This is a genomic window from Streptomyces sp. B8-7 (assembly GCF_058833805.1).
Genome location: NZ_JBYRRL010000005.1, coordinates 532950 through 553130, shown reverse-complemented (window position 1 = coordinate 553130; position 20181 = coordinate 532950). Strand labels below are relative to the sequence as shown.

Below are 20181 nucleotides of genomic sequence, written 5' to 3'. Positions count from 1 at the left end.
TCCTGCGGACTTCCCGTGCACGGAGAGTCGCAGGGCAGCGGGGACAGGGCGAGGGGGCGACGGCCTCACTCCCCGCCTGTCGGTGTCGAACGTCATCATGGGCGGCATGACCAACCCGAACCTGGCCACCGGCAGCATCTGGCGGCTCCACCACGGCGACCAGGAGATAGCCCGGCTGGCCGTGACCGGCTGCGACATGCCCTGGACACACGCCGATGTCGAGACACTGCCTGGTTTTGAAGAGTTCCGTCCTCTCTTCGACGAGCAGGAGCGGGCTGTCGACGAGGAGGACTGGGAACGGGCCGACGCCTGCTACACCCGGATCCGCAGTGCGCTCACCCTGACGTTTCCCGACGGCGGCCCGGTCGCCGAGTTCATGTTGCACATCCACGACGACGGCACCGCCGGCTGGCGCTGGCACGACGAGCCCTTCGACGCGGTGAACCCGTGACGACTTCGGTTCGCTGCTTCTGGGACGAGGAAGCCGTCTGGTTCTACTCCGAGTCCTTGGCCTGGATCGGGCACCGATTCCGTGCGAACAGGAGCGGGCCGCGGTGCCGGCTGTCCCCCTTGGCTGCGCATGGTGCCGAGGGCCGGCCGCGCTCCGTGCGCCCGGAGCGCGGCAGTCGATCAGACGGGACGTTTGATCATGTTGACGACGCCGACCGCCAGGACCGTGCCAAGGATCCAGCCGGTGACGATGAAACCGACGGAGAGCCACAGGGCGGTGCTGTGGGGGACAAAGAGGTCGCGCTGCTTCAGGCTCACGACAGGGAGCAACAGGTCCATGGCGTAGAGCCAGGGCTGGAACGGCGCCTGGCCGTTGTCGGACCTGGGCTCGATGTCGTCGCGGAAGATGCTGAAGAGGATCCCGCCGATCACTTCGAGGGCGCCGAGCCAGATCAGGATGCGCAGTGGTGAGTATCCGTATCGGACGGTGATCCGGAGGATGAAGCCCTTGGACTTCTCCCACCGGCTGGCTCGACGGGCCATCTCCTTGGCTACGAGGACTTCCTCGGCGTACTCGTCGCGCCCTTCCGACCGGTAGACCTGCGCGAGCTGGTTGTAGATCTGGGGCGCGTACGGTCTCTGGCCCAGCCACTTGATCCGTTTGTGGACGTCCTGCTTCGAAGGCTCGCCAGGGTGGTACAGCGACTCGTAGACGAACCGCCGAAGGCGGACGTCCGCGGGCCAGGTGAAGTCCACGTCGAGCAGCTCACCGACGCAGGCCCGCCGGAGATCGATGCCACCGGTCACCGAGGTGTCCTTGTCGAAGGTCAGGCTGCGTTTGACCTGAATCCCCAGGGCCCGGATGGCGACGAGCTTCGCGTTGTCGAATCGGCCGCCGGTGCAATTGAGGCTTCCACCGATCACCGTATGGGTGAGGGTGACCTGACCACGCGCGGAGAAGTGCTCCGCGACGTTGTGGCCGTCGAAGTACTGGGAACTCAGTTTGACGTCCTGACCGACTCTGAGGCCTTCGCCGAAAATGGCACTGTCCGTCTCGTGCTTGAACTGTCCGCCTTCGCAGGAGAGATCCCCGCCGATCGTGGCTCCGGCGAGCATGACCTGCCCATCCGCGAGGAAGCCGTTGCGCAGGTTCACGTGCTGCTTGATCTCAGCGCGGGCCAGGTCCAGCGCGATCTTCCCGGTGTGGATGAAGTGACCTCCGGAGCAGTCCAAGCTGCCCTTGATGGTGGATCCGGTCAGGTCCAGAAGGCCGTTGATCACACACTTCTCGAGCTCGAAGCGGCCGTCGACGACGCTGCCCTGGAGGTCCACGTCGTTGTCGGCGACGAGTCCCTTCCACAGCACGTGTTCCTTGACGGTGAGCCGGGTCGCTCGCAGTGCGTAGTCCCCGGGACCGTTGCCGTGGCTGAACGTGCTCCCGAGAGCGCTGAACTGGCCATGGATCTCGGCCCCGATCATCTGGGAGGTGCCCTCGGCGCGGAAGGAGTCGTTGCACCGCAGGTCCTGGTCCACTCGGACACCATCGGCGACCAGTGCCTGGCCTCCCGGATTGGAGATCTGCGTGCCATCGAGGATCAGATCACCGCCGATGCGCGCTCCGACGAGGTACACCTTGCCGAGCACCCGGGAACGAGCCAGGTTCAGATCGTTCTCGGTGCGGAGCTGAGACCCACTCAGCTGAGTGAAGCGACAGTCTCTGAGGTAGATCGCCGAAGCCTGCGCCTGCTCCAGGTTGACGACGTCGAAGTCGCAGTCCGTGAGTTCCAGCGAGCAGAGGAGTGTGGCCGCCTCGAGGTCCAGCGGGCCGGTGATGCGGGCTCCGGTGAGACGGAGCCTGTGCGGCTTCCTCGGCAGGCCCGTGCCCATGACCAGCTGCCGGATCAGGCTCGCGGGCACTTCCTCGCCCGCCTGGGCGCTCACCTCGTCACCGGTCACGACGGAGTCCCACAGGCGGGCTTCGATTCCGGTGGCGCCGCGGCGCTTGTATGTCTTGGGCGTCAACGGGAGACTCCGATTCAGGAACATCCATGCCCCTGTCACCGGACGGCGAAGAGGGCTGTGTGCACATGCCCGAGGCGCTCGACGGCAAGAGCGCCTACCGGATCAGAGTTCCCAGCGGGGCATCGCCGGTGAGCACGATCCGGTCATCCCGTCCTGGGCGTTGGACCGTGGCGCTCTGGTCCGCGTCCGCACAGCAGCTGGAGTCGCTGCCTGCTGTGTGCTGCCGTCGACTGGTGGGACATGAAGACACCGTTGACCGTGCAGGGTTCACCGCGTGGGCGGGCGAGGCAGCGAGAGGCGGGGCGGCCGTCGGCAGCCGGGGAAGGGATGCGCACCGCGAGCTTGAGCACATGAGGGGGATAGCCCCGAAGAAGCTCCGGGACGCCCGCCGTCGGTCCGGTCCACCCGTTGCGCGGACAACTGTTCACCCAGGTGTTGGCACGTCGTCGCGGAGGCGACGGACAGCGACGCCCCGCCCCCGGGCGCGTGCCCCATCAGTGTCCCCTCAGGGCGGTGAACAGCGGTCACCACGGGCACGGACCCGGCCTCGCCACGGGAGCTGCACGTCACAGACCTGGGCCTTCGTCGTTGTCCGGGCTTCTTTGCCCCTGCCGTGCCCGCCGCGTGCCGAAACCCGGAAGGGCGCCCCGGCCGGAAGCCTGCTCGCGCGCCACTTGCAGCGGCCGTGTGCCGAGGAGTCACCCGAATGCCCATGCCGGCTGCGGACCCACTCCAGCCACGCCGACCTTGATGACATGACGCCCAGCGGACCGCAGGTCATCGTGCACGCACCCGACAGCCGGGGGCTGCGCGAGGTCACCGTCGCGGGGAAGAGCGTGGGGCGGGCGTGGTCGCCCCGGGACCTCCGCCGGGTGTTGCGGCGGGCAGGGGTGCCCGCGGACATCGACCTCGGCAATCCCGGGCAGGTCCGATGGCGCGCCGATCCGGACCTGTGGCCGGACCGGCCCTGGCGGAGGCGCGTCCGAGCCGGTCTGATGATGCTCGGGCTCCTGGTGTCCGCCGCCGTGCTCTTCCGGGTGGGGCTGACGGACACCCTCAGAGCACTGACCTTCGGCGGGCGGGTCATGGGCGTGGTGTTCCTGGCCGGCGCGCTGGTGGAGGCGGTCGCGGCGGCGGCCGTCCTTGACCACTGGGGCAAGCGGACCACCCGGTTTGCGGGGCAGTGCGTCCTGCTCGGCGTCGTCATCGTGGCCGTGACCGGTCTGATGTTCCTGATCCTGCAGTGGGAGGGCGGCTACCGTGCGGGGCTGTTCTGGCTATGGGTCTCCCTGGTGGCCTGGTCCGGCTGGGCGCTGTGGGAAGTGAGCCGGCACAAGGCCTGGCGGGGGATTCCGCACCCGAAGAGTTTCGCGACCGGAGTTGCCCTCTCGGCTCTCATCGGTTCCGCGAGCGTGGCCTACTCTGCCATGTACACCCCTTACGTCGCCCCGCCAGAGGTCCCCTTCATGGTCTCCTTCGGGAAGCCGACCCTGAACGCCGCCGGCACCAGCCTCTACGTACCGGCGCACCTCACGTTCCGCAACGAGGGGTCCATCAGCATCTTCGTCGTCGGGACGCAGTGGTCGGCCGTCCTCTGGCCGAGCACCTTCCGTGAGAAGGGCACCGGACTGACCAGGTGGCGGGACGAACTGGGCAACGGCTGGGACACCCACAGTCACGAGGATTTCGACGCCCCGGCCCATTTGCTGGCGGCGGGACAGATCACTTCGGCCGGCAGCCGTCTCGATCCCGGTGACGACTTCTCGAAGCAGGCCGTCATCGAAGTGCCGGTCACGGACACCGGTCAGGGACGCGTCGAGCTGGACGCGACGGTCTCGTTCATCCGGGCCGATCGCTGCAAGCTCGCCAACAGCTATCCGCAGTCGGTCGAGTACTCCTGGGACGTGGACTCCGCCGATCGGAAGCACGTCTGGGACGCCCCGGGGTGGCTCGCGGACCCGGGCGACGACTTCTTTCGCTACCGCTCCAGGATCTACCGCAGCAGCGCGATCATGAACATGACCCAGGCTCCCGACTGGGCGGCCATGTGGTGGGTGATCCCGAAGTGGCGTGAGGGACAGCCCTTCGCACCCGGAGACACCATCCCCTACATGCAGGTCCACATCGCCCGCGACCCCGACAGCCGGGAAGTGCTCAGCGAGGACGAGCAGGAACCGTACGGCATGAAGACCAGGTCGACGGCGGTCGACCAGCCGATCGCCCTGCTCCGTCGGGCCGCCGAGCAGCCGTAGCCGTAGCCGGTACCGGCGCAGTGCGACGAGGGCGCCGCGGCTGCCAGGACGGCCCTGCCGCAGCGCAGCGCCGGGTGCGGGGCGTCGACGAACGCGGCATGCACGGCGTCGCGGCACGTTGCCCTTCCGGCGACGGCGGCGCAGGCTGGAGAGGAGGGGCCTCAGGTCGTGAGGTGACACCATGAGCCGCCTCGTCCGTGCGGGAGTCCTGCCGCTGCTGGTGGCCGCCGTGGCAGCCGTCGGCGGCTGCGCGGACGACGAGTCGACGCCCACGCGGAGCCCTGCCACGGTGACCAGGACCGTCACGGAGTCGGAAACCCCACCGCCGAAGTCCCCGCCGACGACGCCCGGGTCGACGACGCCGACGCCCGCGTCCCCCCGGCCGACGACTTCGCCGACGGTCGCCGACGCGTCGTCCGTCGTCCGCGAGTACTTCGCCGCCATCAACGCTCACGACTACCGACGAGCCTGGGACCTCGGGGGCAAGAACCTCTCGGACTCCTACTCGGACTTCGCCGGCGGGTTCGCCACCACCGCCCACGACACGGTTCGCATCCTCCGCGCGGACGACGACACCGTCTCGGTCAGGCTGGAGGCCACGCAGACCGACGGCTCGGTACGGCTCTTCGAAGGCACCTACACGGTTCACCACGGCACGATCGTCGCCGCCGACGTACGCGAGGTGAGCGCGCCGGAACCGCCACCCGGCGAGGTCTCCCCCTACTACGAGAACTGCGACGAGGCCCGAGCCGCCGGCGCCGTGAACATCCATGAGGGTGAGCCCGGCTACGCACCCCATCTGGACCGGGACCGCAACGGAGTGGCCTGCGAGACGTAGTGCACCCCCACCCGAGGGGTCCGTATGCGGCGATCCGGTGCGCTGCCCCGCCTCGGTCGTGCCGGCACGACCGGTGCCGCCGCGGTGGGCGAGTGCCGTGGCCGGGGCGAGGCCGGGGCGAGGCCGGGGCGAGGGCTGCGGCGCGGACGTCGTCCGGCGCGGTACGGCCCTCATCCGGTGGGCGCGGCCCGCTGCGGGCCGAACAGGTCGCACGTGACCCAGTCCGGTTGCTGCTCGGGAGAGTTCCGTGCGGCGGCCAGGTACGTCGACGCGTTCGGGCAGCCCTCGGCCGGCCTCTCCTCGATCTCGACGAACTGCTCGAAGCCGGTCCGGGTGGCCTCGACCACCACGTCCGCGCCGGGAACCGCGTTCACGCAGGTGGCGCGGGTCCCGTCGAGCTTCGGCGCGGGCAGGCCGAGCGCTGCCACAACGGCCCGTTGGGGCAGCGGTGGTGCGCGGCGACGTCTTCGCGTCGCTGCGTGCTCGGCACCGGGGCTTCGCCGAGGAGGGACTGTTCGTCATGAGGGAGGTGGGGCCGCTCGGCCGGCACCGGCCCCGGCCCCGGCCGCTCCGTGACGGCCGGCGCGCCAGGCGTGCTCGGCCAGCAGCACGGTGGAGGCGGTGGCGAGGCAGACCGCCCACTGGGCGGCGCTGAGCGGCACGGTGCCGAAGACCTCCCGGGCCACGGGTACGTGCACGGCGACGGCCTGGAGGGCCAGCACCGCGGCCAGGCAGATCCACAGCGTGCGGTTGCGCAGTTGGTGGCGGCCCAGGACCGGGCCGTCCTCGCCGCGCGCGGCCAGGGCGTTGCACAGCTGGAAGAGCACGAACGTGGTGAAGGCCATGGTGGCGGCGCTCGCGGGGTCGGTGAGCCGGCGGGCGCCGGCGAAGACGGCGAGGGTGCCTGCCGCCATGACCGCGCCGGAGCGGGTGACGGCGGTCAGGCGGCGGGCGTTCAGGATGCGTTCGCCGGGCGGGCGGGGCGGACGCCGCATCGCGTCGTCCTGCGGGGGGTCGACGCCCAGGGCCATGGCGGGCGGCCCGTCCATGATGATGTTGACCCACAGCAGCTGGATCGCGGACAGGGGCGCGGGCAGCCCGGCGAGCACGGTGGCGAGCAGGGTGAGGATGGCGCCGATGTTGGTGGACAGCTGGAAACGGACGAAGGTGACGATGTTGTCGTAGACGGAGCGGCCCTCGCGCACCGCGCGGACGATGGTGGAGAAGTCGTCGTCGGTCAGGACCATGTCGGCGGCCTCTTTGGCCACGTCGGTGCCGGTGATGCCCATCGCCACGCCGATGTGGGCGGCGCGCAGGGCCGCGGCGTCGTTGACGCCGTCTCCGGTCATGGCCACGATGTGGCCCTTCCCGGAGAGCGCGCGGACGACGGTCACCTTGTGTTCGGGGGCGACGCGGGCGAAGACGCCGACGTCCTCGATGCGGTCCGCGAGCTCCCGCTCGCTCATCCGGGCCAGTTCGGCGCCGGAGACGACGTCTCCTGTGATGCCGAGTTCGCGGGCGACGGCGGTCGCGGTGTCGGCGTGATCGCCGGTGATCATCTTGACGGTGACGCCGGCGGCCCGGGCCAGGGCCACGGCGTCCCGGGCCTGGGGACGCGGCGGGTCGGCCATCCCCGCGATCGCGGTCAGGGTCAGTCCCGCCGCCTCACGGGGGTTCGGCAGGCCGGTGGTGGCGGTGGCCGCCCCGAGGACCCGCAGGCCCTGACCGCCCATCCGCCGGGCGGCGTCGGCGACCTCACTGCGGCGACCGGCGTCGAGGGGGACCCGGCCCTGCTCGGTCAGGACGTGGGTACAGCGTTCGAGCAGGACGTCGACGGCGCCCTTGGCGTGGACGCGGACGCGGCCGTCCGGGCCGGCGTGGAAGGTGGCCATGTACTTGGCGGCCGGGTCGAAGGGGATCTCACCGGTACGCGGCGTGCGGTCGCGGAGTCCGGCGTCGACACCGGCCTTGGCGGCGAGTACGGCCAGGGCGGCCTCGGTGGGGTCTCCGACGACGCCGTCCGGGGTGATGCGGGCGTCGTTGCACAGCGCGAACGGCAGCACGGCCTCGCGCAGGGCGGACCGGGACGCGTCGGGCACACCCGGGTCGGGCACACCCAGGTCGGGCACACCCGGGTCGGGCCCGGACACGTCGGACCCGGACACGTCGGACCCGGACACGTCGGACCCGGACACGTCGGACCCGGACACCTCGTCCGCACCCGCGTCGTACGCCCGCGCCGCACACGGGGCCGCACCGCGCGGGTCCCGGGCGTGCAGCTGCCGGGCGTGCTGCTGCCGGGCGGGGCGGACCGTGCCCGTGGTGTCGTATCCCTCTCCGGTCACCTCGTAGACGCGCCCGGCGGCCCACAGGGCGCGGGCGGTCATCTCGTTCAGGGTCAGCGTGCCGGTCTTGTCGCTGCACACCACGGTCGCCGAGCCGAGTGCCTCGACGGCGGCCAGGCGTTTGACGATGGCGCCGCGGCGGGCCATGCGATGGACGCCCAGGGCCAGGGTGAGCGCGAGAACGGCCGGCAGCCCCTCGGGAATCGCGGCCACGGCCAGGGCCACCGCACGCAGCGCGAGGTCGGCGAGCGCCTCGCCGCGCAGCAGGGCCACGAGTGCGTAGGCGGCCACCGCGGCGCCGCTGACCAGGGCCAGGCGTCGGCCCAGGCTGTCCATCTGGACCTGTAGCGGACCGGGGGGCTCCGCGCCGGTGCGCAGTGCCTCGGCGATGGCGCCGACCTCGGTCCGCATGCCGGTGGCCGTGACGATCAGCTCGGCGCGGCCGCGGGTCAGCGCGGTGTTCATGAAGAGCATGCCGGTGCGCTCGGCGACGGGTACGGGCCCGGCACCGTGCGCCGCGGTCGGCGCGGTCGTCTTGGCGACCGGCTGGGACTCGCCGGTCAGCGCGGCCTCGGCGGCCTCGACCGACTCGGCGACCGCGAGACGGCCGTCGGCGGGGACACGGTCGCCGGCTTCCAGCAGGACGATGTCCCCGGGCACCAGGGTGCCGGCCGGAACCGTCTTCACCCGGCCGTCGCGGCGTACCCGCGCGGTGGGGACGAGCATCCGGCGCAGCGCCTCCAGGCTGCGCTCCGCCCGGCGTTCCTGCAGGTAGCCGATGGTGGCGTTGACGAGCAGGACGACGGTGACGACGAGGGCGTCCCTGACCTCGCCGATGACGCCGGCGAGGACGGCCGCGGCGAGCAGGATGCCGGTCAGCCAGCTGCGGAACTGGTCCAGCAGGCGCAGCCACTGCGGCCGGCGGGCCGGTTCGGCCAGTTCGTTGGCGCCCCAGGCCTCGGCCCGCTGCTCGGCGTCCGCCGTGGTCAGGCCCGTGGCCGGGACCACGGCCAGCAGGCCCGCCACGTCGGCGGCGTCGCGGCGGTAGGCGTCGTGCTGCGGTGGCGTGGGTACCGGCAGGCCGCGGTGCGCGGCCGTGGTCTGCTCGGCCACGGTCACTCCGTGCCGCGGACGACGGCGACCGGGCAGTGGGCGTGGTGCAGCAGGGCCTGGCTGACCGAGCCGAGCAGCAGGCCGGTGAAGCCGCCCCGGCCCCGGGCCCCGGTCACCACCAGCTGGGCGGACCTGCTCGCCTCGATCAGCGCCTCCCGCGTCCCGCCGTGCACCAGGCGGTGCTCCACCACCACACCCGGGTACTGCTCCCGGCGGCCGGCGAGCGCCTCGGACAGCAGGCGCTCCTCCTCCCCGGCAAGGGCGCCCGGCGGGTTCGCGTACGGCATCGACGGGTCCTGCGGCGCGGGCATCGGCGCGTTCCACGCGGTCCACGCGTGCAGCGCCACCAGCGGCGTCTTGCGCAGCTCGGCCTCGGCGAAGGCGAAGTCCACGGCCGGCCCGCCCGCCGCCGAGCCGTCGACGCCCAGCACGACGGGGCCCTCCGTACTCGGCTGCTCCCGCACGACCAGCACCGGACACCGGCCGTGTGCCGCCAGATGTACGGCCGTCGATCCGACCAGCAGCCCGACGAACCCGCCCATACCGCGGGACCCGACCACCACCAGCTCGGCCGTGCGCGACTCCGCCTCCAGGACCGTCAGCGGCTCGCCGGGCACCACGGCATGGCTGACCTCGACCTCCGGTGCCGCGGCGCGGGCGCGCTCGACCGCCTCGGCCACCAGGCCGTCGGCCAGGTTCCGGAGACCGCCCTCGGCCGGGCCCAGCGGTGACGGGTCCAGGGACACGTGCATCGCGGGCCAGACGAACGCGTGCACCACCCGCAGTCCCGCCCCGCGCGAGCGGGCCTCCCGCGCCGCGGTCTCGACCGCGGCGAGACTCGACGCCGAGCCGTCCGCACCGACTGCCACCACACCGCTCATCGTGTCTCCCGCATCCCGTACGCCAGTGTTCTCACCCGCCAGACTCCCCCGGCCGCTCCCGGTGTGCATGGGCCTGATGGCGCCCCGGCCGGGGGCCGACCGGCACTCCTGGACGCCCTCGGCGTGCGGGGGGCCGGCTTGCGGCCGCCCGTGCCGGTCCCGCCCCGGGGGGTGCCGTCGCCGGCCCGGTCCGGGAGGCAGCAGGGCGGGCCGGGAGGCAGGAGGGCGGGCGGGCCGGGAGGGCGGGCCGGCCGGGAGGGAGAGCCGGCCGGGAGGGAGAGCGGACCGGGAGGGAGAGCGGGCCGAGAGGGAGAGCGGGCCGAGAGGGAGAGCGGGCCGAGAGGGAGAGCGGGCCGAGAGGGAGAGCGGGCCGAGAGGGCGGATCGGCCGGGGGCTCGGGGCCGGTCGGCCCTGCCGCGTCGCGTCGGCGCGCGGGAGGCTGAAGAGGCGTCGAGGAGCCGGCTGCCCGGGGGGGTGCCGCGGGACGGCACCGGCCGCACCGGTCGCACCGGTCGCACCGGTCGCACCGGTCGCACCGGCCGGCCGTACCCGGGCGTTCCGGCCCGCGACGCCCGCCACCGGAGCGCACCGCCCGGCAGGGGTAGGGGACGGCCCGCGGTGGCCGTGCACGGGAAAGAGCGGTGGCCCTCCACAGACAACCAGGGAGACCGGTGCCCTTCCCGGACACCGGCGGAGAAGGGAACTGCCGTGAAGACATCCAAGGTCGGCGAGGTGATGACCCCGGACGTCGTCCAGGCGTGCCGGGAGACGCCGTTCAAGGACGTGGCACAGCTGCTGGCCCGGCACCGGATCAGCGGCCTGCCCGTGGTGGACTCCGACGACAAGGTCCTGGGGGTGATCTCCGAGACCGACCTGGTCCGCCGGCAGGCCGCGCAGGCCCGGCGGGACGAGGGGGGCCGCTTCCGGTTGCCGGCGCTGCGCCGGAAGGCCCGTGTCGCCGCGGCCAAGGCCCGTGCCCTGACCGCCGGGCAGCTGATGTCGACGCCCGCGATCACGGTGCACCCGGAGCAGCGCGTCGCGGACGCCGCTCGGGTGATGGAGCGTCACCACATCGAACGGCTGCCCGTGGTGGACGAGGAGGACCGCCTCATCGGCATCGCCACACGCCGCGACCTGCTGCGGGTCTTCCTGCGCACCGACGAGGAGATCCGCCAGGAGATCATCGACGAGGTCCTGACCAGCGCCATGTGTCTGCCGCCCCACACCGTCGTCGTCTCGGTCCATGACGGGACGGCCACGCTGGAGGGGCGCCTGGAACGCCGCTCCGACATCCCGGTCGCCATCCAGCTGACCTGGCGGGTGGACGGCGTGGTGGGTGTGATGAACAGCCTCACGTTCCGCGTCGACGACACGCATCCGCCCCAGAAGCACCCCTCGCGCCGGATCGCCCACCGCTGGCTTCCCGAGCGGTGACCCCCCGCCGCCGGGCGTGCTCCGGCGGCGCACCCGCGGGAGGGCCGCCGCGACGGCTCCGGCGTTCCCGTCACCGGCCCACGCCGGCACCACCGCCCCGAGCCCCGAGCAGCCCCGGGCCACCCCGGCCGGGCCCGCGCCGTCAGGGCCGACCGGCCCCGGTGATCCGGCCCGGTCGGGCCCCGGCCGGGCCCTTTGCCGCCTGGGCGACGGCTCCCGCCCGGGAGACGGTGGTGGTGGGAGCGGCACCGGTCCCCCGCGGTGCCGCTCCCCTTCCGGCACGCAGCCGGTCCGCCCGGCCACCACCTCGACGACGGAGGCACAACCCCCATGACCCGACAGGACGCCCGAACCCGCCCCGCCGGCCCGGTCGGTGAGCCGTCCGAGACCGCCATCGCCGTGGACCGGCTGGTCACGAACGGACTCAAGGCGCTCGCCGACTACGAGGACCTGACACAGGAGCAGATCGACCTCGTCGTCAAGAAGGCGTCGGTCGCCGCGCTGGACCAGCACACCACGCTCGCCCGGCTCGCGGTCGAGGAGACCGGCCGCGGCGTCTTCGAGGACAAGGCGGCCAAGAACATGTTCGCGTGCGAGCACGTCACGCACAGCATGGGCCGGATGAAGACCGTGGGGGTCATCGCCCGCGACGACATCGAGGACATGGTCGAGATCGCGGAACCGGTCGGAGTGGTGTGTGCGGTCACCCCGGTCACCAACCCGACCTCCACCACGGTCTTCAAGGCGCTCATGGCCCTCAAGACCCGCAACCCGGTCGTGTTCGCCTTCCATCCCGCCGCCCAGCGCTGCAGCGCCGAGGCGGCCCGGGTCGTGCGGGACGCGGCCGTCGCCGCGGGCGCTCCCGAGCACTGCATCCAGTGGATCGAGAGCCCGTCCGTCGAGGCGACGGGCACGCTCATGCGCCACCCGGGCGTCTCGCTGATCCTCGCCACCGGAGGCAACGCCATGGTCAAGGCCGCCTACTCGGCGGGCAAACCCGCCCTCGGCGTCGGCGCCGGCAACGTCCCCGCGTACGTCCACAAGAGCGCCAGGCTGCGCCGCGCCGTCAACGACCTGGTGCTGTCCAAGTCGTTCGACAACGGCATGATCTGTGCCTCCGAGCAGGCCGTCATACTCGACGACGAGATCTACGACGCGGCGCTGACGGAGTTCCGTACACTGCACGCCCACCTGGCGACCGCCGAGGAGAAGGCGAAGCTGGAGGCGTTCCTCTTCCCGGCCGGCCGGGACGCCGCCCCGGGCGGCGGCTGCGAGCCGAAGGTCAACGCGGCCGCGGTGGGGCGGAGTCCGGCGTGGATCGCCGGACAGGCCGGGTTCAGCGTGCCCGACGACACGTCCCTCATCCTGGTCGAGGCCGAACGCGTCGGCCCGGACGAGCCGCTGACCCGCGAGAAGCTGTGCCCAGTCCTCGCCGTGCTGCGGGCCGGCTCCGAGCAGCAGGGGTTCGACCTGGCCGCCGACATGGTCGCCTTCCACGGCCAGGGCCACAGCGCCGTCGTCCACACCGAGGACCGCGAACTCGCCGAGGCGTACGGCAGGCGCATGAAGACCGTACGGATCATCGTGAACGCGCCCTCCTCGCAGGGCGCCATCGGCGGCATCTACAACAGCCTGCTGCCGTCCCTGACCCTGGGCTGCGGCTCCTGGGGGAGCACGTCGGTGTCCAACAACGTCTCCGCCGCCCAGCTCCTGAACGTCAAGCGGGTCTCCGCCCGCCGCAACAACCTCCAGTGGTTCAAGGTCCCGCCGAAGATCTACTTCGAGGCGCAGTCCCTCCGCTACCTGCAGTCCATGCCGGACGTCCACCGCGTCACGGTCGTCACCGACGCGACCATGACCCGCCTCGGCTTCGTCGACCGGGTCAGCCGCGTCCTGCAGCACCGTCCGGAGCCCGTGACGCTGCAGATCATCGACACCGTCGAACCGGAACCCAGCATCGACTCCGTGCGCCACGGTGCCGCACTCATGCGGGAGTTCCGCCCGGACACGATCATCGCGCTGGGCGGCGGCTCGCCCATGGACGCCGCGAAGGTGATGTGGCTGCTGTACGAGCACCCCGACGTCGACTTCGCCGACATGCGGCACAAGTTCTCCGACATCCGCAAGCGCGCCTTCCGCTTCCCCGCGCCGGGTGCGCTGGCCCGCCTGGTCTGCGTGCCCACCACCTCGGGCACCGGCGCCGAGGTCACCCCCTTCGCCGTCATCTCCGACCCGGCCACCGGCAAGAAGTACCCCCTCGCCGACTACGCGCTCACCCCGAGCGTGGCCATCGTCGACCCCCTGCTGACCACCGCTCTGCCGCCGGCCCTGGCCGCCGACAGCGGTTTCGACGCCCTCACGCACGCCATCGAGGCGTATGTGTCCGTGTACGCCAACGACTTCACCGACGGCCTCGCGCTGCACGCGATCCGCCTGATCTCCGAGCACCTCGAAGCGGCGGTGCACGACCGCGCGGACTCGGCGGTGGCCCGGGAGAAGATGCACAACGCCGGCACCATCGCGGGCATGGCCTTCGGCAACGCGTTCCTCGGCATCGTCCACGCCATGTCCCACACCCTCGGCGCCACCTTCCACATCGCGCACGGCCGCACCAACGCGGTCCTGCTGCCGCACGTCATCCGCTACAACGGCACCGTCCCCGGCAAGCTCACGGGCTGGCCCAAGTACGAGCACTACCGCGCCCCCGAACGCTTCCAGGACATCGCCCGCGCCCTCGGCCTGCCCGCGGCCACCCCGCAGACCGGCGTGGAGTCGCTCGCCCGCGCCGTCGAGCGGCTGCGCGACGCCGTGGGCATCGAGCCGTCGTTCCAGGCCCTCGGTGTCGACGAGCGCGCCTTCCTCGACGCGCTGCCCCAGCAGGCCCTCAACGCCTACGAGGACCAGTGCGCCCCCGCCAACCCGCGGATGCCCATGCTCGACGACATGCAGCAGCTCATGCGGGCGGCGTACCACGGCCCGGCCGGAACACCCGGCGAGTAGGCGCCCACCGCGGCCCGCCGGCCTGCCGGAGGCAGTCCACCGACGTGGGCCCCACCCCGCGGCACCCGGGCGGGGCCCACGACCAGGTGCCGGTCCCGGCGCCGGGACCGACGGACGGCCCCGGGGCCAGAGCCCGCGCCGGACTCCGGGCCACAGGCGTTCGCCCGGGAGATGCCGAGACGGTGCCGGCCCGGTGTCCCGCGGCGAAGGGGGAAGACTTTTCCACCAGCTAGGCGCGCCGCCCCTTTCGGGCTCTGCGCAGGATGTCACCCACGTATGTCGCGCTTCCCACCGCAAAGAGAGAGGCAAGGATCGATTCCCCCTGCACGACCAGCCACAGAGTGAAACCGGCCAGCAGGATCGCCATCAAGGCTTCACCTATGGTTCGGATATCGCCGCGTCTGAGATTTCTCAACCCGCCTCCTTTCGTGAGGAAATATCTCAGCATTTGACCGCCCACGCATTCCACGTAGCGAGCGTGGTCCCCTTAACCGCGCCAGCATATATCTTGGTGCACTTTCCGCGGGCCGCAGCGTAAGCCGACACGGCGGAAATGTACCAGGCTACCGTCCGAACAGCCGCGATAACGTGAACGTATCTCTTCGGCAGATAGTCCTTGACGATAGAAAGGAAGGTGCCAACTACTCCTGAGCCTATCGCCATGTCCCTTGTCTCGCGCTTACTGAACTTTACGGAGATGTAGTAGACCGGGGAATACCACGGACTCCACCACGACACCCTAAAGGCGCCAGTAAGGTCCGTGCAGCCAGTGGGATCTGCTGCACAGTACTCGTAGGCGGTGGCGTTGCCGTTCGGGATGGGGTCGGCTGAGAGGAACCGACCGGTGGTCGGGTCATAGAGGCGTACGCCCATGAGCATCGCACCACTGGGCGTTTCGCTGGAGCGTTGCTTGCCGCCGAGCCAGCCGTAGCGGGTGGGGTCGGTGCCCGGCAGCAGGTTGCCGTACTCGTCGTAGGTGTTGACCACGGGGGTGGTGCTGTCGACCAGCGGAATCTGTGTGGCGACGTCGCCGTGCAGATTGGTCAGTTGCAGGACGACGTCTCCAGTGACACTGGTTGCAGCGATCAAGTCGCCTGTCAGGTCCTTGACGCTGCGGCTAATGCTGCCGTTGTTCCCTACGGTCCAGTCCGGGCTGTCGCTGCCGCTGCCGTAGTGGTTGGTCAGCGTGGCAGATTCGCTCCAGGTGCCGCTTTCTGCTTGTTCCTCCGTAGTCCAGGAGGCGAGGCGTCCGGCAGCATCCAGATTCCAGGTCGTGCGCTTCGCGTTCACCGTGCTTTGGCGAACCATGTCGTTGGCGTAGTAGCCGTACTGGGCACCACTGGCCTGGGCGGTGGTGCGGCCGAAAGCGTCGTAGGTGATGCCAGTGCCGATCAGCCGGTCGGCACTGTCATAGCCGTAGTTGACGGTCTTCGTTTCGGGTGCGCCTCCATCGACGTCATCGACCGTGGTGGTGAGAGTGGTGCGGTTGGTGTTGTCGTCGAAGGTGTACGCGCGGTGGGTGGTGACGCCCGCTTGCGAGTCATCGACACGGGTGAGACGGCCGGCAGCGTCATAGGTGTGCTTCTGGTAGCTGCCGCCTCCTGTGTAGATGGTGCGGTTGGCGATCTGACCATGGATGTCTCGGCTGGTGGATTCACCTTGGACAGTCCATCCGGATTCCCAGTGCCAGTAGCGGGAGGTTTCGGAACCTGCGGGATCGAGGTTGAACTCGACGCCCATGTTCCAGGGTAGCTGCTGCTTGTAGAGACGTCCGTCGGAATCGTAGGAGCCGGTGACGTCGCCAATGCTCCCCATCACGGAGTCATGGATCCGCGTGGGCATACCACCGAGGTCATCGTAGTCGTAGGTCACTGTTGACGGCACCGAGTCGGTTACTCGGACCTTGCGGTCGCGGTTGTCGTACTCGGTTCGGGTGGCGTTGCCGGTTCCGTCGTCGTAGGTGATCTCACGGCCGAGCAGGTCGATCGTGTGGCGGATGGTGGAGATGCCGTCAGAAGTTGTCGCTACGTCACCGCTAGCGGGATCGTACGTGGTGGTCTGGGTCGCTATCGCCGTGCCGACGCCGCCGGTGATCTGGATCTCCTTCGCACGCCCTGCACCGTCGTAGACGTGGGCCGTCGTGCGGGTTATGCCGTTGGCTGTCTCAGTGATCTTGGCTGGGTTGCCCCATCGGTCGTACTCGATGGCGCTGGCCGGCAGTTCATCAGGGTTGGAACCGCCTCCGGTGATCTTGGCGGCCGGGCCCGTTGAACAGACAAGGTCAGCCCATTCTGGACGTCCCTCGCAGGCGCCGGTCCCGGTTCCGGACCAGTAACGCGTCACCGTCGTGCCGGCGTCCGATCCGTTGGACTTCGGGGTCGTCGTCTTGACGATGCGGCCCTGGGCGTCGTAGCTCATGGCGGAGGTGAGCTTCAGCCCGGCAGGGTCCACCACCACGGAAGTCGGCAATCCCTTGGCCCAATCGTAGGCGGTGTCCGTACTGCGGGTGTCGCTGTCGGTCGGATAGCCGTCGATCGCGGCTCCGACGGCAACGCTCGTGACCTGGTTAGACACCGTGGCGGAGCCATCGGTGGGTCGGCCTTCGTCGTATCGATCGATGGTGTGTGCCCGGGCCGCGACCTGGGTTCCAGCCGGAAGGTCCGGGCTGTCCGTGTCGCCCCTGAGCGACTTGGTCAAGGTGACGAGGTGCAAAGGACCGTACTCCTCCAGCTTTCGCGTGCCGTCGGCGGAGTAAAACGAGACGGTGCCGAGTTGGCGGGCGCGTTCGGCTGGGGAGGCGGCGAGGATGCCGAGTTCGCTCTGCGTGGTGACCTGGTAGTTGGCGCTGCCCAGGGCCAGCTCACGGTTGGTGGCCAGCAGTTCGAAGATGGTGTTGCCGAACCGGTCGTACTGGGCCACGGTCAGGTGCCTGCCGGGGAGGCCGGTGTTGACCGCGCGTCCCGAGGCATTGGTGTAGGTGATGGTGGCCTTGTCGTAGTCAGTTGCTCCGAGATCACCTCCGGCGTGGGAAGAAGGGACCTGGTCGGAAGGGAAGACGGCGGTGGCGTCTGTCGGCGCATCCGTTTGGCTCCACTTGACGGCCTCACCCGGGGAAATCAGATTAGGTGCCTTGTCACCGGAGAGCGGGACGTCGTAGACGAGTGAGGTGACCGCCTTGTTGCCGTCCTGCTCGTCCTTGCTGCCGGCCTTCAGCGTGGGACGGGAGACCGCCAGCACCATCCCGTCCCCGGCCACCGCGTTGGAACCGGCCTTGCCGTACTCGAATGTCCACGGCAGTTCGCCGGGCGGGGACAAGGTGAGCACGCGGCCGGCGCTGTCGTAGGTGTACGTGGTCTTGAGCGCCGGGGAGATTCGCGGATCCCACTGCTCGCGCAGGCGGCCCTGGCTGTCGTAGGCATACTGGGAGACGGCCGTCGCAGTGGAAGTTGATGCCCCGGGGGTCGTGGCCCACAAGCGCAGCCCTGTGACCTGTCCCGCCACATTGCCGAGCGAACCACCGCTCGCTGTGGTCGTGGTGGCGTACTGGTATTCCAGTATCCGGCAGCCCTTGGTAGTCGGGGTGCCAGCGCACGTGGCTGCGGACACCGCCGAGGAGGGTGCGATCACGTACTTAGGACGGGCCAGGGCCTTGCCGTCCACGCTGATCTTCTCCGAGATCACGGTCGTGGTCGATTCCTCCGTGGGCAGGAAGGACCGTGACAGCTGCCAAGCCGTAGCGGTCGAGTCCACCTTGGTGAACACCGAAGTGGCGCCCTTCGTGTCCTTCAGTGTGAAGGGTCCTGTCAACGCTCCGGTCAGGGTCAGGCCCTCCGCGCCTGTCTCGGGCTTCCAACCGCCGCCCGTTGTTGCGGTGAAACCGACTTCCGTACCTTCCACGTCAACCACCGCTAGTGAGGTGGCCGAGGTCATGCGCACGGACGCCCACTCGCTCTGGGAGAGCTGGGCCAGGGTGCCCCCGGTCCACTGAGGACCGTAAATGGCCACCTGCCCATCCTGCTGGGAGCCGTGGGCAGGGCGGCGGGAGGAGAAGGAACGCGTGGCAGCCAGGTCGAAGCCGGAGGCGTCGACGGCCGACAGGCCGAAGTCACCGGTCAGGGTGTTCACGCTGCCCGGTCCGACGTCTTCGCTGGGTGCCTCGCCGGCGTTGCGGTCCACCGTGATGGTGGTGGCCGGGGAGGCGTCCGCGGTCGATCCGTCGGTGAAGACCGCGCGGACGTCCACCGGGCCGTCTTCGCTGAGGGTGTTGGTGACGTTCCAGGTCAGCGATCCAGCGCACCTTCGGTGCGCGCCGGGGGCGTGGTAAATGTCGTGGCGTGCGCCGAGGTGCTTCCTGTCTGCCCTGACGGGGGTTGATGCCGGTCCGGGACGCTGGTGGGGTTCGTTCCGGCCGAAGCCGATTGCTCTGTGATGCCGGTGAGCTCGCAGGTCAGCGTGGCGCTGAGGGCCGTCCACGGGAACCGTGGAGTGTTGCTGCGAAGCACGGGCGTCAGAATTCCTGTTCCACCCTGGCCCTCCCGGAACGGCGTACCGCTTGGCCGTTCGGTGAGGGAGGGAGCGGGGCCGTGGACGTGCTGCACGAACGCTGCGCCGGTGTGGACATCAGCAAGAAGGACGCCAAGGCGTGTGTCCGCAGCCCGAGTACGAAACGGCGAGGCTCTTTCACCAACGAGACCACGACCTGGGGCTCGACCACGAACGCCGTGCTCGCCCTGCGGGATCATCTGGTCGCTGCCGAGGTCACCCTCGTCGTGATCGAAGCGACCTCGGACTACTGGAAGCCGTTCTACTACCTGCTGGCCGAGGACCTGAACGTGATCCTGGTCAACGCCCGGCAGGTCAAGAACCTGCCCGGCCGCAAGACGGACGTTTCCGACGCCGCCTGGCTGGCTCAGCTCGGCGCACACGGCCTGGTCCGCCCCTCGTTCGTGCCACCCGCACCGGTGCGCGAACTGCGGGACCTGACCCGGGCCCGCACCCAGATGACCCGCGAACGCGGGCAGATCGTCCAGCGGCTGGAGAAGCTGCTGGAGGACACCGGCATCAAACTCGCCGCGGTCGCCTCCGACATCATGGGCGTCTCCGGCCGGGCCATGCTGGAGGCCCTCATCGGCGGGGAACGCGACCCGCAGACGCTGGCAGACCTGGCCAAACGCAAGCTCCGCAACAAGATCCCCGAACTCACCGAGGCCCTGACCGGCCGCTTCCGCGACCACCACGCCTTCCTCACCCGGCTGCACCTGGACCACTACGACCAGCTCACCGACGCCATCGGACAGCTCGATGAGCGGATCGAGGAGGCGATGGCCCCCTTTCGTCCCGCCCTCGACCTGCTCGACACCATCCCCGGCATCAACCAGGCCGTCGCCGAAGTGATCATCGCGGAGACCGGCGGCGACATGGCCCGGTTCACCTCCGCCAGGCACCTCGCGTCCTGGGCCGGGGTCTGCCCCGGCCACCACGAGTCCGCCGGCCGCACCAAGAACACCAAGGTCCGCCCCGGCAACCCGTACCTCAAAGGAGCCCTCGGCCTGGCCGCCTTCGGCGCGGTGAGGACCAAGGACACCTACCTCCAGGCCCGCTACAAGCGGCTGACCGCCCGCCGCGGCCCGATGAAGGCCCTGGTCGCCGTCGAGCACTCGATCATTACCGCGATCTGGCACATGCTCACCGACAACGTCCCCTACCGCGAGCTCGGCGGCACCTACTTCGCCCAACGTGACCCCGAACGCGCCACCCGCCGCGCGATCACCGCGCTCAACCAGCTCGGCTACACCGTCACCCTCAACCCGATCGAGGACGCAGCCTGACGCCCAGGGCCCGGACAC

Annotated in this window: 11 protein-coding genes; 6 read left to right on the top strand and 5 right to left on the bottom strand. The window is 70.5% G+C overall.

What is annotated here, in order from left to right; all coding sequences use genetic code 11:
* Positions 1–106: 106 nt before the first annotated feature.
* Positions 107–451 (top strand): hypothetical protein, encoded by a 345-nt coding sequence (locus AC5K6T_RS26585; RefSeq protein ID WP_493212912.1) that lies wholly within the window; start codon positions 107–109, stop codon positions 449–451.
* A gap of 179 nt (positions 452–630) precedes the next feature.
* Here the strand turns inward: AC5K6T_RS26585 and AC5K6T_RS26580 are convergent, their stop codons facing one another.
* Complete coding sequence (locus AC5K6T_RS26580) at positions 631–2472, bottom strand: hypothetical protein (protein WP_493212910.1); 1842 nt, start codon at positions 2470–2472, stop codon at positions 631–633.
* Positions 2473–3227: 755 nt separating this feature from the next.
* Between AC5K6T_RS26580 and AC5K6T_RS26575 the strand changes: the two genes are divergently transcribed.
* Together AC5K6T_RS26575 and AC5K6T_RS26570 are read left to right on the top strand one after the other, a co-directional pair.
* Positions 3228–4724, top strand: coding sequence for a hypothetical protein (locus tag AC5K6T_RS26575; protein ID WP_493212909.1), 1497 nt, complete (start codon positions 3228–3230; stop codon positions 4722–4724).
* A 181-nt stretch (positions 4725–4905) separates the two neighbouring features.
* Positions 4906–5562 carry an excalibur calcium-binding domain-containing protein gene (locus tag AC5K6T_RS26570; protein WP_493212907.1) on the top strand — a complete coding sequence of 219 codons (657 nt, stop codon included), beginning with the start codon at positions 4906–4908 and terminating at the stop codon, positions 5560–5562.
* A gap of 170 nt (positions 5563–5732) precedes the next feature.
* Here AC5K6T_RS26570 and AC5K6T_RS26565 read toward each other — a convergent pair whose 3' ends face one another.
* The 3 genes from AC5K6T_RS26565 to AC5K6T_RS26555 form a co-directional block, all read right to left on the bottom strand.
* The gene (locus AC5K6T_RS26565) at positions 5733–5990 is read right to left on the bottom strand and encodes a hypothetical protein (protein WP_493213514.1); all 258 of its coding nucleotides are present in this window, start codon (positions 5988–5990) and stop codon (positions 5733–5735) included.
* A gap of 90 nt (positions 5991–6080) precedes the next feature.
* Positions 6081–9020, bottom strand: coding sequence for a cation-translocating P-type ATPase (locus AC5K6T_RS26560; protein ID WP_493212906.1), 2940 nt, complete (start codon positions 9018–9020; stop codon positions 6081–6083).
* Positions 9021–9022: 2 nt separating this feature from the next.
* Positions 9023–9901 (bottom strand): universal stress protein, encoded by an 879-nt coding sequence (locus AC5K6T_RS26555; protein ID WP_493212905.1) that lies wholly within the window; start codon positions 9899–9901, stop codon positions 9023–9025.
* A gap of 708 nt (positions 9902–10609) precedes the next feature.
* Here AC5K6T_RS26555 and AC5K6T_RS26550 point away from each other — a divergent pair.
* Both AC5K6T_RS26550 and adhE read left to right on the top strand, forming a co-directional pair.
* Positions 10610–11335 carry a CBS domain-containing protein gene (locus tag AC5K6T_RS26550; RefSeq protein ID WP_493212903.1) on the top strand — a complete coding sequence of 242 codons (726 nt, stop codon included), beginning with the start codon at positions 10610–10612 and terminating at the stop codon, positions 11333–11335.
* Between the two features lie 330 nt (positions 11336–11665).
* Entirely contained in the window at positions 11666–14335 is a 2670-nt protein-coding gene (adhE, locus tag AC5K6T_RS26545) for a bifunctional acetaldehyde-CoA/alcohol dehydrogenase (protein WP_493212901.1), read from the top strand.
* A 441-nt stretch (positions 14336–14776) separates the two neighbouring features.
* Here the strand turns inward: adhE and AC5K6T_RS26540 are convergent, their stop codons facing one another.
* Positions 14777–18577, bottom strand: coding sequence for an RHS repeat protein (locus AC5K6T_RS26540; protein ID WP_493212899.1), 3801 nt, complete (start codon positions 18575–18577; stop codon positions 14777–14779).
* 341 nt (positions 18578–18918) lie between these two features.
* Between AC5K6T_RS26540 and AC5K6T_RS26535 the strand changes: the two genes are divergently transcribed.
* Complete coding sequence (locus AC5K6T_RS26535; protein ID WP_493208129.1) at positions 18919–20163, top strand: IS110 family RNA-guided transposase; 1245 nt, start codon at positions 18919–18921, stop codon at positions 20161–20163.
* Positions 20164–20181: the final 18 nt, after the last annotated feature.

Coding starts and splice junctions, on each gene's coding strand:
- AC5K6T_RS26585 (WP_493212912.1), top strand. CDS start 107: ATGACCAACCCGAACCTGGCCACCGGCAGCATCTGGCGGCTCCACCAC.
- AC5K6T_RS26575 (WP_493212909.1), top strand. CDS start 3,228: ATGACGCCCAGCGGACCGCAGGTCATCGTGCACGCACCCGACAGCCGG.
- AC5K6T_RS26570 (WP_493212907.1), top strand. CDS start 4,906: ATGAGCCGCCTCGTCCGTGCGGGAGTCCTGCCGCTGCTGGTGGCCGCC.
- AC5K6T_RS26555 (WP_493212905.1), bottom strand. CDS start 9,901: ATGAGCGGTGTGGTGGCAGTCGGTGCGGACGGCTCGGCGTCGAGTCTC.
- adhE (WP_493212901.1), top strand. CDS start 11,666: ATGACCCGACAGGACGCCCGAACCCGCCCCGCCGGCCCGGTCGGTGAG.